Genomic DNA, 16,230 nt, shown 5'->3' with positions numbered 1-16,230 from the left:
ACCCTGGGTTTGCCCGCACCACAATCTCGCGATTGAGCGGTACGTTTCATGAGCGAGTTGCAGGCGTTTTGCCCGTGACTTGGTCTCCGAGGAATCGCATGTCATCACGTCAGACACTGACAGTATTCGCCGCTGTCGTTGCATTGTGGGTCACCGGTGGGCCCGTCGCCGCGGCAACGCAATCAGATGCGGCGTCGCTGGACCATTTCGAGAGGAAGATTCGCCCGGTCCTGGTCGAACACTGCTACAAGTGTCACAGCGCCGAAGCCCAGAAGAACAAGAAGCTTCGGGCGGAGCTGTATCTGGATACGCGGGCCGGCGTTCTGAAGGGAGGCGAGTCTGGGCCGGCGATCGTTCCCGGGAAGCCCGGCGAAAGCGCCATCATCCGTGCCCTCCAATACACCGACGAAGAGATGCAGATGCCGCCCGCCGGCAAGCTCCCGGCGGCGGTCATCGCCGACTTCGAGACGTGGATCGCCGCCGGCGCTCCCGACCCCCGCGACGGCGGCGTCGCGACCGCCCGGAAGGAAATCGACATCGAAGCCGGGAAGGCGTTCTGGGCGTTTGCGCCGCTGAAGGATTCGCCCCCGCCCGCGGTAAACGACGCCGCCTGGCCGCGCACCCCGATCGATCGCTTCATCCTGAGCGGGCTGGAGACGCAGGGCATCAAGCCCAACGGTCCCGCGACCCGGGAGAAGCTCGTCCGCCGGGCGTACCTCGATCTGACCGGCCTTCCGCCGACAGCGGACGAGCTGGACGAAGTCCTTGCCGATACGGCCGCCGACGCCTACGACCGATTGATTGACCGGCTGCTCGCCAGTCCGCGTTACGGCGAGCGGTGGGGTCGACACTGGCTTGACGTCGCCCGATTCGGCGAGAGCGACGGCTTCGAGCACGACAACGCCCGGCCCGCCGCTTACCACTACCGCGACTTCGTCATCCGAGCCCTCAACGAAGACATGCCGTTCAACCGTTTCGCGGCGTTGCAGATCGCCGGCGACGAGATCGCACCCGGCGATTACCTCGCGATGGCGGCAACCGGCTTCCTGACGGCCGGCGTGTTTCCCACGCAGATCACCGAAAAAGAGTTCGAGATCACCCGCTACAACCAGCTCGACGACATGGTCAGCACCGTCGGCACGGCGATGCTGGGTTTGACCATCGGCTGCGCCCGTTGCCACGACCACAAGTTCGACCCGATCGGCGCGAGCGACTACTACCGGCTGACGGCGGCATTCGCGACCGCCATCCGCAGCGACGTTGACATCGACCTGTCCACCGACGCCGAGAAGCTCGCCGCGAAACAGGCCTGGGAAACGCGTCGGGCGTCGGCGGCGGCGAAGCTTCAGCAGTACGAGCGGGACACGCTCCCGGCCCGCGTGAAGGAGGCCGTTGCCACCGCCGCCCGGGGTGAGATTGGGAAAGCGATCTGGTCGGTGATTGATGTCGCCACGGCAACCGCGCAAAGCGGGGCGATGCTGCAGCGACAGTCGGACGGCTCATTCCTGCGTACCGGAAAGCCGGCGGACAAAGATGTCTATCGCTTTACGACAAAGCTGCCCGCCGGAACCTACACGGCGGTACGGGTTGAGGTGATGACCGACCCGTCGCTGCCGAGGAACGGCCCGGGAACTGCGCCCAATGGCAACTTCGTTCTGAGCGAAATCGAGCTTACTGTCGACCCGATCGATGCGGCTTCGAAGGCAGTCACACTGCCGCTGACTGCGGCGCGGGCGACGCACCAGCAAAACAAGACGAATCTCGCCGTCGCCGGTTCGATCGACGGAAAGTCTGGCACCGGCTGGGCCGTCGATTCCGGCGGTATCGGCAAGGCGCAGGCGGCGATCTTCGATCTGGCCAAGCCACTGGCCGTTGAGAAGCCCGTGAGTGTCAGCTTCACGCTTCGACAGGACAACGGCGGGAAGCACCTGATCGGCCGTCCGCGGCTGGCGATCACCAGCGAGCCGAGCCCGAATGACTTTCGCGGTGAAGGGCCGGACCCAGCGGTGGTTGCGCTGCTTCGCAAGGTGGCGTCCGGTGCGGAGCTTACCGCCGACGATGTTTCCACGCTTCGGGAATGGGTGGCGTCGAAAGACGCTTCGTACGTTGCGCTCAAAGGCGAACTGGCGAAGCTGGACGCCGACGGGCCCGGCATCAAGCCGGTGAAGGTTCAGGTGACCAGCGAGGGACTTCCGCCGGTCTTCAATCACGCCAACGGACGCGGCTACCCGCACTTTTACAAAGACGTTTATTTGCTCCGCCGTGGCGACCCGGCGAACAAGGCCGAAGCGGTTAGCCTGGCGTTCCCACGCGTTCTGATGCGCGGCGGAGCGACCGAGGCCAACTGGCCCGCCACACCGCCGCAGGGCTGGCGGACGAGCTACCGTCGCAAGGCCGTCGCCGATTGGTTGACGGATGTCGAGAGCGGGGCGGGTCATCTGCTGGCCCGGGTCATCGTCAATCGGCTGTGGCAGCACCATTTCGGCAGGGGGCTCGTCGCCACGCCGAACGACTTCGGCACGCAAGGCGAGCGCCCGACGAACCCCGCACTGCTCGACTGGCTCGCGACCGACCTGATTCGGCACGGCTGGCAATTGAAGCGCGTCCACAAGCTGATGATGACCAGTGCCGTGTACATGCAGTCGGCCGACACATCGCCGGATCGACTCGCGAAGGATCCGGACAATCGCACGCTCTGGCGGTGGTCGCCACGTCGACTGGAGGCCGAGCCGATCCGCGATTCCATGCTCGCCGCCGCCGGCCTGCTCGACACGACCATGTACGGTCCGGGCACGCTCGATCAGTCAACCCGCCGGCGGAGCGTCTACTTCATGGTGCGGCGGAGCCAACTCATCCCGATGATGATGGTCCTCGACTGGCCCGAGCCGCTGAACAGCATCGGCGCTCGCCCGGTGACGACGGTTGCGCCGCAGGCGCTGCTGTTCATGAACAGCCCGCAGGCACGGCAATACGCCGAAGCGTTCGCCACCCGCGTGCAACAACCGACCGGCGAGGCGACGATCGAGCGGGCGTACCGGACTGCGATCGGCCGGCGGCCGGATGTGGCCGAAATCAAACGGATAGTGGCATTCCTAGATCTGCAAACTGCCGCGCATCGCGATGCCGGCCGCAAAGATCCGCCCGCTCAGGCACTGGCCGATTTCTGCCAGGCTTTGATGAGCAGTAACGAGTTCGTGTATGTGGATTAGCGAACGATGAGGTTTGCCGGCGTGCCCCCGAGGGTGGCATGGGCAAGCGTACTCGCTTGCCCGTGGGCGCTCACCAGTCGGTGAACGCCACGGGCAACGGAACATCGCTGCCTATGCCAACCGGAATCGATCGATGACCGTGCGAATGCCAGAGACCTTATGACACCAGCGAACCCCCTCATCACCCGCCGCGACTGGCTCCGACGTTCCGGCGGTGGTCTTGGAATGATCGGCCTGGCGACCATGCTCGCAGAGCAGGGGTTGCTCGCGACGACCGGCACCGACCCGATGACGCCAAAGGTCTCTCACTTCCCGGCCAAAGCCAAGAGCGTCATCTGGATCTTCATCAATGGCGGGCCGAGCCATGTGGACACGTGGGAGCACAAGCCCGGCCTCGAGAAAGCCGACGGGCAGGAACTGTCCGGGATGGACCCGCAGACGGGGTTCTTCAAGAATGCCGTCGGCCCGCTGATGAAGTCGCCGTTCAAGTTCACGCCGCGCGGCAAGTGCGGGAAAATGGTGTCGAGCCTGTTCCCGCACCTGGGCGAGCACGTCGACAAGATGGCGTTCGTGCATTCCGGCTTCACCGAGTCGAATAATCACAGCCCGGCACTGTTCATGATGAACTGCGGCCTGCCGAAGATGGGCCTGCCCTGCGTGGGCTCCTGGGTGACGTACGGCCTGGGGTCGGAGAGCCGCGATCTGCCCGGGTTCGTCGTGATGTCGGACCCGAAATTGCGCGGCCTTCCCAAGGGGAATGCGAGCAACTGGAGCGCCGGCTTTCTCCCCGGAACGTACCAGGGCACGTATCTTTCGCCGGTCGGTGCGCCGATCGCCAACCTTTCGCCGGCTGCGGCGCAGTCTGCCACAAGGCAGCGGGCCCAGCTCGACCTGATTGCCGAGATGAACCGCCAACACCAGGCGAAACTGTCGGCCGAGGCGGAGTTGACGGCGCGGATAGAAAGTTTCGAACTCGCGTACCGCATGCAGTCGGCAGCCCCCGAGGCACTGGACATCGACCGCGAGCCGGACCACATCAAAAAGCTCTACGGCATCGACGATCCGAAGTGCGCCCACGTTGCCCGGCAGTGCCTGATGGCCCGGCGTCTGGTCGAGCGTGGCGTGCGGTTCGTGCAGATTTATTCCGGCGGGATGGAAAACGAGCGAAGCTGGGACGGCCACGTCGATATCGCCGGCAACCACACGCAGTTCGCCGGCGAGACCGACCAGCCGGTGGCGGGATTGCTCGCCGACCTGGCCCAGCGCGGGCTGCTGGACGACACGCTGGTCGTCTGGGGTGGCGAGTTCGGGCGGTTGCCCGTCAGTCAGAAAGGTGCCAAGCCGGGCCGCGACCACAACCCCCACGCGTTCACGATGTGGTTCGCCGGCGGCGGCGTGAAGGCCGGCACCAGCTACGGCGCGACGGACGAAGTCGGTTTCAAGGCCGCCGAGAACCGCGCCCATGTCAACGACATCCATGCGACGCTCCTGCACCTGCTCGGGCTCGACCACGAGAAACTGACGTACCGATTCAACGGCCGCGACTTCCGGCTGACGGATGTCGCGGGCAGAGTCATTCGCGATATTGTCGCGTAGACGAGATTTCACCGGAGACTTGCCAGGTCGAGAATGGACGTCGAGGCGTCGTTCGGCGATGGCCGAAGCTCCAGCTACCATCCAGGATTCCCATGCCCAAGAACCATGTGCTTACCCGTCGTCGATTTCTGCAGGCTGCCGGCGCGAGCGTGCTCGCCGCGCCGTACGTCACACGCGGGCTCGCGGCGGCCTCGCCGAACGGCAAGCTGCGCCACGCCGCCTTCGGCGCGTCGGGCATGTCATGGTCGGACATTACGTCGATGTCGGCACATCCCAATTGGGAACTGGCCGCGATCTGCGACGTTGACACCAAGCAGTTCGCCCGCGCGAAGGAAAAGTTCCCCAACGCCAAATTCTACCAGGATTGGCGCGAGCTTCTGGAGAAGGAAGGGGACCGCATCGATTCGGTCAACGTCTCCACGCCGGATCACATGCACGGGCCGATTGGGCTGCGGGCACTTGAGCTCGGCAAGCATGTCTACGGCCAGAAGCCGCTGGCGCAGAATCTCTACGAGTGCCGCCAGCTCACCACCAAAGCCCGCGAGAAGGGCGTGATGACGCAGATGGGGATCCAGATTTCGTCCGACGTCACCGAGCGTACCACCGTGGCGTACATCCATGCGGGGATCATCGGCAAGGTCCAGGAAGTGCACACGTTCTCGAACAAGAAGTGGGGCGACATGTCGCCCGTGCCCGACGCGAAGGATCCCGTTCCCGAGGGGTTCGACTGGAACTTGTGGCTCGGTCCCGCCACCGACCGCCCGTTCATCAAGGGTTACTATCATCCCGGAGTGTGGCGTAAGCGGCGCGACTTCGGCACGGGTACGCTCGGCGACATGGGCTGCCACATGTTCAGCGGGTGGTTCCGTTCACTGGGCCTGGCCGCGCCCATTGCCGTCAAGTCCACCGGCCCGGCGCCGTTGAACAAGGTCAACTGGGCCACCGACGGTATCGTGGAGTACACCTTCAAAGGTACGCAGTACACCGCCGGCGACACGATCAAGGTCACCTGGACCGACGGCTCGGCCCGCCCGCCTGCCGACGTGATGGCGCTGGTGACGGACGATCTGAAGAAGTTTCCCGGACAGGGCAGCATCTACATCGGCACCGAAGGCGTTCTGTTGCACCCGCACGTCAGCAAGCCCACGCTCTATCCTAAGGACAAGTTCAAGGATGTCGTCATCCCGAAGATCGAGCCGCGGAACCACTGGTTCGACTTCATCGACTGCTGCCTCAAGGGGGGCGCACAGAAACCGAGTGCCAACTTCGATTACGCCGGCCCCCTGACCGAGGCGGTCCTGCTCGGCTGCCTGGCGAGCCCGTTCCCCGGCGAAACGCTGACCTGGGATGCCGCGGCGATGAAGATTCCGAACCACGCCGCCGCCAATGCGCTGGTCAAGAGAGAGTATCGCGACGGCTGGAAGCTTTGAGGTTTCCAATGGCTCCCCGCGGGGCGTTGCTCGATCGAGCGTAAGCTATTGCCGCAGCGCTTGCCTTTGGGTTGGCGCTCTCGGTCGCTGCGCCGCGCCGCAACGTGCTTCAGAACCGCGCAACGTACCGGTCCCGCGAGGCGGCCAAAATGGGCGTCAACCGCCCCGGACCCTTAACGCCAGTCCGCTATTCATCGAGCCGCTCCATGAGTACCTGGCTACGTCTGACACTCATCACGATGACCGTCGGCGGCGGGTTCACCGGGGTCGCGTTGACGGCGCAATTTCTCTTTTCACCACAGATCACCGGGCCGGCAGTCCTGGCGATCTGCATCGTTTTCCTGCTCCTGCACGGGTTCGTCCTGGCGAGCGGACTTCTGTTCCTTCACAACCCGGAGATCCTCAAGCCGATGGTGGTAGCGTTAGCGATCCAAATTCCGTATGTCTCGTCGCCGCTGGTCACATACCGGTTCGGCTGCGGCCTGCTCGGCGGGTTCGGGATCGCCGAGACTGGCCCGTTCGGCTGGCTTCGCCTCGGCAGTGACTGGCAATTCTACCTGTTCCAACCGTTACGCTGGGGATTCGGCATTAACCTGGTCGCCGTTGGAATGCTGGCTGCGATCAGCATGTCGATCGCGAGGCATCGCCGCCGGAGCGTGGCAGCAGCTTCGAGCGATTCGGCCTGGGGACAACTGTCGTAATGCACTGGCCGGGCGTGCGTTTACGTTCTAGATCGGCGGGGGGGCGGCAAACGAAGAAGGCCCGAAACCCCGCTCAGTGCGGCATTTCAGGCCTTTTCTCCCACCTCAAACTATGGGCCCGATTGGATTCGAACCAACGACCTCGTCCTTATCAGGGACGCGCTCTAACCAACTGAGCTACGAGCCCGCAAGCCGTGAATCGGCGTTGGGAGGGAAGAGTATAGAGAGCGTCGAAGTGGTGTCAACCTTGTCCGAACGCGCAAAACGCGATGGGGTGCGACCATTGTTCCGGGGCGGCCATTGTGGTGCGGGCTTCCGGGGCTGGCGGGCGGGCGGATCAGAGTCGATTGGGAAGCCCCGGACGCCGCTTGTACTCGTGGGGCTGGGGGCGATAATCACCGGCCGTAATGACTTTGCAGGCCGCCGCGGGCGACGGACGACCGCCTGCGGTGCTTTTTGAGCCCACGGAGGTGGCGATGCGCGTGATTGCTTTGATGAATCAAAAGGGTGGGGTCGGCAAGACAACCACCACCGTCAATCTCGGCGCTGCCCTGGCCGAGTACGGCAAGCGCGTCTGCCTGATGGACCTCGATCCGCAGGCCCACCTGACGATCAACTACGGCGTCGACCCGACGCCGGAGATTAACAGCCTGTACAACGTGCTGGTCGACGAGACGCCTCTGCTCGATGCGCTGCTCGGGATCGACAAGGGCATCAGCCTGGTGCCCAGCAGCATCGACCTGGCCGCGGCCGAGATCGAACTGGTCAGCGTGCTCGGTCGCGAGATGCTGCTGAAGAAGCGGCTGGAAGCGGCGATCGCGGACGCCTCGGGGGAGTTCGACTACGACTTTGTGCTGCTCGATTGCCCTCCGTCGCTGGGATTGCTGACACTGAATGGCCTCGCGATGGCGAGTGAAGTGCTGATCCCGATGCAGCCACACTTTTTGGCGCTGCAGGGCGTGGCCAAGCTGCTGGAGACTGTGCACTTGGTGAGCAAGCGAATGAACCCGCAGCTCAAGGTCGCCGGGATCGTGCTGACGCTGTACGACGCGCAGGCCAAGCTCTCGGCGGAGGTGCTGACCGAGCTGAACGATTTCATCGAGGCGTCGAAGGGGAAGAACATGCCCTGGTCGGGGGCGCGGGTGTTCGAGACGAAGATCCGCAGGAACATCAAGCTGGCCGAGAGCCCGGGGCACGGCGAGCACATCATCAAGTACGACCCGGCGAGCAACGGGGCCGCCGACTACCGGGCACTGGCGCGGGAGATCCTGGGAATCAGCGCCGACGAAGGAAAGGCGCTGGCCGAACAGACGAACCCTGCGCCGGTCGCCGTTGTGGCGGCGGCGGGGGCCAAGCCAAAGCGCAGCCGTAAGCCCAAGACGTCGAAGGTCGCCGACGAGAAGACATCGGCACCGGACGCGAAGCCGGCACCGGCAGTGGAGTTGACGGTGAACCGGGACATCGATCCGAAGACGCTGGCGGCGGCACGGGTGGGGACGTCGACGGAAAGCGGATCGGCGACGCCGCAAGCCGTCGGGGAATCGGACGCGGCATAACGGGTTGCATGACGGCGACCCGTTTCATAACTGACATCTGAAGTGGTTTTGGAAGAGCCAACATAATTGTGCTTGACTCTTCGATCTATAATGTAATATAGTGTCCATCGCTCCGTTTGGAGCTAATGACCATGTTGCCTACCTCGCAAACAGCTCGATTTACCCCTCACGCCGCCCGGCGTGCCACTTGGCACGATTCGGCTGCGTGCGTGGCCGTGCCCCAGTTGGGTGCAGGGCTCGCTGGCTTGCCAGCGACGGGTGTCGTCGGGGTTGCGGCGGTGGCAACGGATTCGGTGCTGGCATTGTCGATGGCAGGACGCGTGGGCGTGCAACCTCACGGCGGTGTACGTGCGGCGGCCATTGGCGCGATGCCCTGGCTTAATCTGCCATTCGATGGCGGGTCAGTCTCGGATGCGTCGGCGGTGCAGAATAGCCTTGTTTCTGCGTACTTTGTGAGCGGTTCAGCCGCGAATGGAATGAATGCTGGCGGTACGAACGAAGGCAGCAATAACGGTCCGCCCGGATAGACGGCGCAGACAGGTCCATTGACGGACTTGAAAGCCCCGCCGATCCGGCAACGGATCGGCGGGGCTTTTTTTTGTTTCGTCTCGGAACCTGCCTGTCCGCCTGCCCGATGAGCGACGTCGGCATCGGCATCGACTTTGCCGTCGGTGCCGCCTTAGTGCGGTCGCTCGGTCTGCGACGCCCGTTCGGGGTTTGCCGTTGATTGCCGTGTTAACGGGGCGACTTGCCCGATCCCTTCCGCCGCCAAGGCGTTCCATGAAGGGAGCAATCATAGTTCGCGCCGGATTTGTGATATTGGAGGTAAACATACTTTCTGGATCGAGATCGCCTGTGCTCGTTGCATCGAACGCCGGCTGGGAGGCTTCGTGCCCGCGGGGATACGCACCCGCACCGCCCGCCGGGCTAGCGGCGGGCCTGTCCGTCTCAGATCGACGGAAGCGGCATGAAGTGAGGGACGACGCGGACTCCGGTCGCCTTCGACCGTCGAAGACCCCGTCCCTCGCCCGGCGTTCGATTCAACCGGCGACGGTGAACTACCGCGCGATTGGTGAAGTGGTATCACCCGGCCATGCCAACGCTGGGTCGCAGGTTCGATTCCTGCATCGCGCATCGGAAGAGAGTGCCCGCCTTTGCCCCGTGGCGCAACCGGCAGCGCGTCCGGCTTTGGACCGGAAGGTTCCAGGTTCGACCCCTGGCAGGGCAATTGGGCAGTCGTCGGTCGTTTGAAGTCAGGCGTTAAGGCCAGCGATTGTGGCGTAGACCGTAACTGGTAGCGGACCGCACTGTTAATGCGGCGCGAAAGCCTCTGCAGGTTCGAATCCTGCCGCCACAGCTTGTGAGAGATTCGTTGTATGTGCTGCGGTTGTCGCAGTTGTATGGGACCGTCGTCTAACGGGAAGACTCCCGGTTTGCACCTGGAAAATGAGGGTTCGACTCCCTCCGGCTTCCATTTCGTAGGGTCCGCCAAGGCGGACACTGGCGCTCGTCGTCTTGGGGCGCGCCGCGTCTGCCAAGGCGGACCCTGCCAACAAAATTCCAAGGAGAAGAAGGGAGGACGCCATGTCCACGTTGATTGTTGAAGTGAGCCGGATCGACAAAGTGCTGCCGCACCCGAACGCCGATGTGCTGGAACTGGCCCAGATCAAGGGCTGGCAGTGCGTCGTCCCGAAGGGCCGGTACGCCGACGGCGACCGGGTCGTCTACATCCCGATCGACAGCCTGCTGCCGGTCGAGCTGTCGGACCGGATCGGCGTCACGAAGTACCTCTCCAACGGCCGGGTGCGCTGCGCCCGACTGCGGGGTGAGCCTTCGTTCGGCGTGATCATGGACCTGGAGGACTCGACCTGGGCTGAAGGCACCGACGTCCGCGAGCGGTACGGCATCACGAAATACGTGCCGCCGATCCGTCCGTCGGCGGGCGATGCGCTGCCGCCGCATCCGTTGTTCGTCAGCTACACCGACGTCGAGAACCTGCGGAACTTCCCGGGCATTCTCGTCGACGGCGAGCCGGTCGTGGCGACCGAGAAGGTGCACGGCACGAACTGCCGTGTCGGCATGATCGAAGGCGAGTGGATGGCCGGCTCGATGGAGGTCCGCCGTCAGCGTCCGACGGACGAACAGATGGCATCGAGCACGTACTGGTTCCCGACGACCGAACCGGGCGTGCGGGCGCTGGTGGAAAACCTCTCGCGCACCAGCCGGCAGGTTGTCCTGTTCGGCGAGGTGTTCGGCAGCAAGGTGCAGAGCCTGACGTACGGCGCGGTCGGCAAGCTGGGTTTCGTGGCGTTCGACCTGCTGGTCGACGGCAAGTACCTGGACGCCGACGACTTCTCGGACCGCTGCCGCGCCTTCGGCGTGGCGACGGCGCCGGAAGTCTTCCGCGGCACGTTCAGCATCGGCGCTATCAAGGCCGTCAGCGGCGGCCGGACGACGTTCGCCGGCGCTGACCACATTCGCGAGGGTGTGGTCGTGCGGCCGCTGAAGGAGCGGACCGACCCGAAGGTCGGCCGCGTGATTCTCAAGTACCTCGGTGACGAGTACCTGCTCAGCAAGCGCATCTCGGACACCGACGACGTGTAGAGCGAGGAGCGAAGTTGGGAGCTGGAAGCCCGAATGCATTGCCGGGACCTTCTTTCCAGCTCCCGATTTCCAGCTCTCCGCTCCATTTTTGGAGGCCCCCATGGCCAAGGCATTTTTCGTCCGTGATAAGCCGCACCTTAACGTCGGCACGATCGGACATATCGACCATGGGAAGACGACGCTGACGGCAGCTTTGAGCGCGCGGTCGGCGGCTCGCTTCCCGCACGTGAAAGCCGTCAGCTACGACACGATCGCCAAGAGCGGTACGCGGCGCGACGAGACCAAGATCATCACGATCACGGCCGGTCACGCCGAGTACGAGTCGGCGACGCGGCACTACGGCCACGTCGACTGTCCGGGCCACGCCGACTACGTGAAGAACATGATCACCGGCGCGGCGCAGATGGACGGGGCAATCCTTGTCGTGTCGGCGGCCGACGGTCCCATGCCTCAGACGCGCGAGCACGTGCTGCTCGCACGACAGGTCGGCGTTCCGAAGTTGCTGGTCTTCCTGAACAAGGTGGATCTGGTCGACGACCCGGAACTGATCGACCTGGTCGAGATGGAAGCGCGCGATCTGCTGTCGAAGTACGGCTTCGACGGCGAGAACACGCCGGTGATCCGCGGCAGCGCGCTGCCGGCGCTGCAGTCGCCGGGCGATGACACGGCTTCGGCCGGTGTTGACGCCCTGGTGGCGGCGCTGGATGCGTGGTTCGAGCTGCCGGCCCGGAAGCTCGAGCAGCCGTTGCTCATGCCGATTGAGAGCGTTCACGCCATCAAGGGCCTGGGCACGGTGGTCACGGGGCGGATCGAACGCGGCGTCGTAGCGCGCGGCGATGCGGTCGAAGTGGTCGGCCTGCGACGGCTCGACGAGCCGGTGCTGAAGTCGGTCGTTCGCGACGTGGAGATGTTCCACCGGTCCGCGGAGCGCGCCGAGGCCGGCGACAGTGCGGGCCTGTTGCTGCGTGGCGTCGAGCTCGATCAGGTCGAGCGGGGCCAGGTGGTGGCGGTACCGGGCAGTGTACGGCCGCAAGCGACGTTCGACGGCGAGCTGTACGTGCTGAGGAAGGATGAGGGTGGGCGGCATACGCCGATCTTCGGCGGCTACCGACCGCAGTTCTTCTTCCGCACGACCGATGTTGCCGGCGAGATGGCGCTGGTTGGCGGCGTCGACATGATTCTGCCGGGCGACAACGTGTCGATCCGCATCCAGCTCGATTTGCCGGTCGCACTGGAACCCGGGCTGCGGTTTGCCATCCGCGAGGGTGGCAAGACGGTCGGATCGGGCATCGTCCGGCGCGTCCTGGATTGACGAAGGTCCATGCTGTGTCAGGTGTGGTGAAAGAACGAGGGCGGTCCCGCGAGGGGCCGCCCTTGTTCACTTCCCTGGCTGGGCTTGGTCCTTCTGTTGGTTAACCAGGCGACCGATCTCGGCCAGCACATCGCCAAGTGGCGCGGGTGCGAGTTCGATATTCCGATCGTCCTTGTACCACTCGACCCGGTCCCCCTTATCGGGGTCGGCTGTGATGGGCCGTATCGACAGGTGCCAGTTTGACCCGATCCAAAGTTTTGAGCCGTCGGCGGATTTGTCTACCGTCAGAAACACCAGAGAACGGCCGGGGGTGAAATGGCACCGGGCACAGATGAAGTCTTCGTCGCCGTGCAGCGTGATCTCCGCGCCGGCGACCAGCGGCCCTTTCAGTGCCTGTTTCACGACGGCCTTGGCCCGCTGTTGGTAAGTCCAGTGCTCACCTTTGACGGATACCGTTTCAACAGCCGTGATGTCCACGACAGCGACAACCGCCGACCGATCGACCATCTCGGTCTTGCCGGCGAATGCAGCCTTGGCGCCAGCCGCCGACGGCATCGCTAGCGCAACGACCAGGCCGATGAGAGCAAGGAGCGCGGGGTTTCGTCGTGCGATTGCCATGCATTTCTGACGCGTGAAGCCGCGGAAGGTTTCACGCGAGGAGGGGTTTGGTCAGAGCAGGTATCACACGAAACTCAGGATCTGCGGCAGTCGGCGACGCCGAACGGTGGGACTACTGCATGCCGATCCACTTCTCGCTCGGGTCGGCTTCGCGGAAGGCCTGGCGGATTTGCGCGACCTGCTCGGGCGAGAGAGGGCCCTTGTTCGCGAAGGCGATGTTCTTTCGCGCGTTGTCGGGGTTGGTCGTGCCGATGATCGCGGTATGAACGCCGGGGTGCGAGAGCGTGAAGCGAAGGGCCATCTCGGCCCAGGCGTCGCTGCCGTCGGAATCGAAGCCGATGTCCGTCGGGGCGACGTTCATCTGTTCCAGGCGGTCGACATAGGGTTTGACGTATCCGCCATAAAACCCGGATCGCCCTTCGACACCCATCCAGGCGGCGTTGGCGATGGGTCGCTTGGCGATGATGCCGACCTGGTGCTCGGCGGCGGCGGGGAGGACGGCCTGCAGATTGGCCTGGTCGGCGATGCTGATGCTGGTCTCGATGACCGCGACGTCAGGGAAAGAGGCCGCGTAGGCGGCGGTCTGGTTGTCGCCGCTGTAGCCGACGAAGCGCACCTTGCCGGCATCCCTTGCCTTGACGAGTGCCGCCAGTGCCTCACCCTTCTGCAGAGTTTTGAGGTCACAGGAGTGGAGCAGCATGACGTCGAGGTGGTCTGTCCGCAGGTTGCGCAGTGCCCGATCCACGGTTTGGGAGATCAACTCGGCCGACCAGAGGGGGGCACTGATCTCTGGGACGCGGGTGCCGCACTTGCTGACCAGCACGTATTCCGATCGGCGGTGCCCGACGGCCTGGCCGATCAGAGACTCCGAGCCTTCGTACATTGCTGCGGTGTCGATGAGATTGATGCCCTCATCGAGCAGCAGATTGAGAATGGTCGCGACACGGTCCTGCTCGGTCTTAAGAAAGCCGATCGGCGCGGCGCCAAAGCCCAGGGGTGTCACATCGAGATTCGTGCTGCCGAACTTGCGTTTGACCATGGCGGGATTGTAGGCCTGCCGATCCTGCGATCAGATTGCCGTTTCTCGATGCGTGATGGTTTGAAAAGATACACCCCGGCGGGCAAGCCCGCCGGCTACGCGGGAACCCCTCGCAAGGGGCCGGGATGACCAGGATCGAACGCCACCAAGACGCCAAGACGCCGAGGCGCCAAGAGCTGCCTTGGATGGCGTCCCTGGTAACTCGGCGTCTTGGCGTGCGCCACTTCAAACTTCAGGACCGGACACCGATTTGACGGAGAGAAACACAGAGAAACGGTTGATGAGTGAGCCAGCCGCGTGATCGGTCCAAGTACTTGGTCTTGGAGGTCGCGACGGTCGATCAGCAACCGCATCTCCGTGTATTCTCCGTGTTCTCAGTGTCCTCCGTGGTGATCTGCATTTCCCAGGCTAGTAGCTCCGCAGTACGCCGATGACGACGCCCTGAACCTTCACTCGGTCGGCCTCGAGAACGCGGGGCTCCATGCTCTTGTTGGCCGGCTGCAGGCGAACCTTGCCGCCGGACTCTTTGTAGAAGCGCTTGAGCGTCGCTTCCTGACCGTCGATGAGCGCGACGATCTGTTCGCCGCTCTTGGCGTTTTCACGGCGTTCGATGACGACGTAGTCGCCGTCGCAGAGATGATCGTCGATCATGCTCTCGCCCCGGATCCGCAGGACGTAAACACCGTGCTTGGAGTGGAACATGGTCTCCAGGTCGAGATCTTCGCGATTCTCGACCGCTTCGATCGGGGCACCGGCGGCGATGTTGCCGAGCAGCGGCAGCTTGGTGCTGCGTTCTTCATCGGGCAACAGCTCGTCGGCGATGATCTCGAGCGAGCGGGCCTTGTGCTTGTCGCGCCGCAGGACACGCTTGCGCTCCAGGGCACCGACGTGTTCGAAAATGGTCACTTTGCTGGTCCCGAGTTGGTCGGCCAGTTCCTGCATTGTCGGCGCGTAGCCGTGAAGATGCCGGTAATTGCGGATGGCAACCAGAACATCGAGCTGACGGGGAGTGAGATTCATATAAAGATGCTCCTTGCCAACCACCAGGCGGACTTCCGGGTTTTCATAACCGCGCGAAGCCGATAGCGGGGCGATAGCGACTGTTTTCAATTCGATCTGATCTCATCCGATCGGATCGGGCGGATCAGGTCAGGTCGCGTGGCCGTTCGAAACAGGTTCGGCAGGCGAACCGTAGACTGTGATCGCCAGATCGTTCGGATATTGTTCCGTGAACACACGCCTAACGAAGAGTAGCGTCTCTCCGCGGCGCGTCAAGTGAATATTCGTCAAAAATCTACCGAACGGGTTAAACTTCGTTGGACGGGTCGCGAATCGTGCCGCCGGTGTCGGCCCATCTGGCAGGTACGTCCGGACGAAGCGGGTTACAATCGGCAGCAATGTCCCGACCAGTGGGCGGTCGCAAATCAGCCCGTGTGCCCCTCGTGGCGAGGTCCGCGTTTGAACTACCAACTTCAACCAGCCAAGCTCATCGCCACCACCGAGCAGCTTTCGCTACGGGTGTCCGAGCGGCTTCCCGATTCGGGGTTGTCCAGGGTGGTGGCCGACCTGGTGCCGGTCGCGCGACAGGCGGTGCAGGTCGCTGATTCGCTGGTCCCGGCGAATATCCCGGTGCGGATCTTCGTGGGATTGCTGGCGATGGGTTTGGCGGGGCTCGCGATGGTCGCCTCGGCGTCGCTCCGCATGCCCGCCGGCGAGGCCAGCGCGATCGACGTCGCCCAGGGCATCGAGGCGACAATCAACATCCTGGTGTTTGGCGGCGCGGCGATTTATTTCGTCTGGTCGATCGAAACCCGCCTTAAACGTCGCCGGGTGTTGTCGCTGGTGGCACAACTTCGGTCGCTGGCGCACGTGATCGATATGCACCAGATCTCCAAGACCCCCGACCGGATTGAAACGACGCTCCGGCCGACGGAACATTCGCCGCCCCGGCTGCAGCTGACGCCGGACCTGCTCGTCCGCTACCTCGATTACTGCAGCGAGGCGTTGTCGCTGCTCAGCAAGCTTGCGGCGTTGCAGGTGGAGGAGTTCGATGACCCGGTCACGCTCGAAGCCGTCAACGATCTTGAGACCCTCACCACCGGCTTCTCTCGCAAGATCTGGCAGAAGATCATGATCATCCGCCGGGCGTAGTCAGCTTATGCCAG

The 16,230-nt window shown here is 63.8% G+C and carries 11 protein-coding genes and 5 tRNA genes; 12 read left to right on the top strand and 4 right to left on the bottom strand.

Annotated features, from left to right (window positions below):
- The first annotated feature begins 98 nt into the window (after positions 1 to 98).
- The 4 genes from IPV69_RS10565 (at position 99) to IPV69_RS10550 (ending at position 6,936) form a co-directional block, all read left to right on the top strand.
- On the top strand, positions 99 to 3,209 hold the full coding sequence (locus IPV69_RS10565) for a PSD1 and planctomycete cytochrome C domain-containing protein (RefSeq protein ID WP_206295072.1): 3,111 nt from the start codon (positions 99 to 101) through the stop codon (positions 3,207 to 3,209).
- Between the two features lie 159 nt (positions 3,210 to 3,368).
- Positions 3,369 to 4,805 carry a DUF1501 domain-containing protein gene (locus tag IPV69_RS10560; protein ID WP_206295071.1) on the top strand — a complete coding sequence of 479 codons (1,437 nt, stop codon included), beginning with the start codon at positions 3,369 to 3,371 and terminating at the stop codon, positions 4,803 to 4,805.
- A 92-nt stretch (positions 4,806 to 4,897) separates the two neighbouring features.
- Positions 4,898 to 6,235, top strand: a complete 1,338-nt coding sequence (locus IPV69_RS10555; RefSeq protein ID WP_206295070.1) for a Gfo/Idh/MocA family protein — start codon at positions 4,898 to 4,900, stop codon at positions 6,233 to 6,235.
- A 206-nt stretch (positions 6,236 to 6,441) separates the two neighbouring features.
- On the top strand, positions 6,442 to 6,936 hold the full coding sequence (locus IPV69_RS10550; RefSeq protein ID WP_206295069.1) for a hypothetical protein: 495 nt from the start codon (positions 6,442 to 6,444) through the stop codon (positions 6,934 to 6,936).
- A gap of 113 nt (positions 6,937 to 7,049) precedes the next feature.
- Here IPV69_RS10550 and IPV69_RS10545 read toward each other — a convergent pair.
- Positions 7,050 to 7,123: transfer RNA gene (locus tag IPV69_RS10545), tRNA-Ile, on the bottom strand.
- 289 nt (positions 7,124 to 7,412) lie between these two features.
- Here IPV69_RS10545 and IPV69_RS10540 point away from each other — a divergent pair.
- From IPV69_RS10540 to tuf, 7 genes are all read left to right on the top strand, one after another.
- Positions 7,413 to 8,492, top strand: coding sequence for a ParA family protein (locus IPV69_RS10540; RefSeq protein ID WP_206295068.1), 1,080 nt, complete (start codon positions 7,413 to 7,415; stop codon positions 8,490 to 8,492).
- 1,063 nt (positions 8,493 to 9,555) lie between these two features.
- Positions 9,556 to 9,626 (top strand) — tRNA-Gly (locus IPV69_RS10535).
- A 21-nt stretch (positions 9,627 to 9,647) separates the two neighbouring features.
- Positions 9,648 to 9,720 (top strand) — tRNA-Gln (locus IPV69_RS10530).
- Positions 9,721 to 9,766: 46 nt separating this feature from the next.
- Positions 9,767 to 9,849, top strand: a tRNA-Asn gene (locus tag IPV69_RS10525).
- 45 nt (positions 9,850 to 9,894) lie between these two features.
- Positions 9,895 to 9,966, top strand: a tRNA-Ala gene (locus IPV69_RS10520).
- 110 nt (positions 9,967 to 10,076) lie between these two features.
- A complete protein-coding gene (locus IPV69_RS10515) occupies positions 10,077 to 11,096 on the top strand; it encodes an RNA ligase (ATP) (protein ID WP_206295067.1) in 1,020 nt (339 codons plus the stop codon).
- A gap of 100 nt (positions 11,097 to 11,196) precedes the next feature.
- Entirely contained in the window at positions 11,197 to 12,408 is a 1,212-nt protein-coding gene (gene tuf, locus IPV69_RS10510; protein ID WP_206295066.1) for an elongation factor Tu, read from the top strand.
- Between the two features lie 66 nt (positions 12,409 to 12,474).
- Here tuf and IPV69_RS10505 read toward each other — a convergent pair whose 3' ends face one another.
- The 3 genes from IPV69_RS10505 to lexA form a co-directional block, all read right to left on the bottom strand.
- Complete coding sequence (locus IPV69_RS10505) at positions 12,475 to 13,026, bottom strand: hypothetical protein (RefSeq protein WP_206295065.1); 552 nt, start codon at positions 13,024 to 13,026, stop codon at positions 12,475 to 12,477.
- 112 nt (positions 13,027 to 13,138) lie between these two features.
- Positions 13,139 to 14,065 carry an aldo/keto reductase gene (locus IPV69_RS10500; protein WP_206295064.1) on the bottom strand — a complete coding sequence of 309 codons (927 nt, stop codon included), beginning with the start codon at positions 14,063 to 14,065 and terminating at the stop codon, positions 13,139 to 13,141.
- Positions 14,066 to 14,473: 408 nt separating this feature from the next.
- Positions 14,474 to 15,085: a transcriptional repressor LexA gene (gene lexA, locus IPV69_RS10495; protein ID WP_206295063.1), complete on the bottom strand. Its 612-nt coding sequence runs from the start codon at positions 15,083 to 15,085 to the stop codon at positions 14,474 to 14,476.
- A 438-nt stretch (positions 15,086 to 15,523) separates the two neighbouring features.
- On the opposite strand from lexA, the gene IPV69_RS10490 reads away from it, so the two are divergent.
- A complete protein-coding gene (locus IPV69_RS10490; RefSeq protein WP_206295062.1) occupies positions 15,524 to 16,216 on the top strand; it encodes a hypothetical protein in 693 nt (230 codons plus the stop codon).
- The last annotated feature ends 14 nt before the right edge of the window (positions 16,217 to 16,230 follow it).

Source organism: Humisphaera borealis, from assembly GCF_015169395.1.
In the GTDB taxonomy this organism is placed as follows: domain Bacteria; phylum Planctomycetota; class Phycisphaerae; order Tepidisphaerales; family Tepidisphaeraceae; genus Humisphaera; species Humisphaera borealis.
Note: the sequence above shows the minus strand (reverse complement) of the source record. Positions and strands in the feature narration are given on the sequence as shown.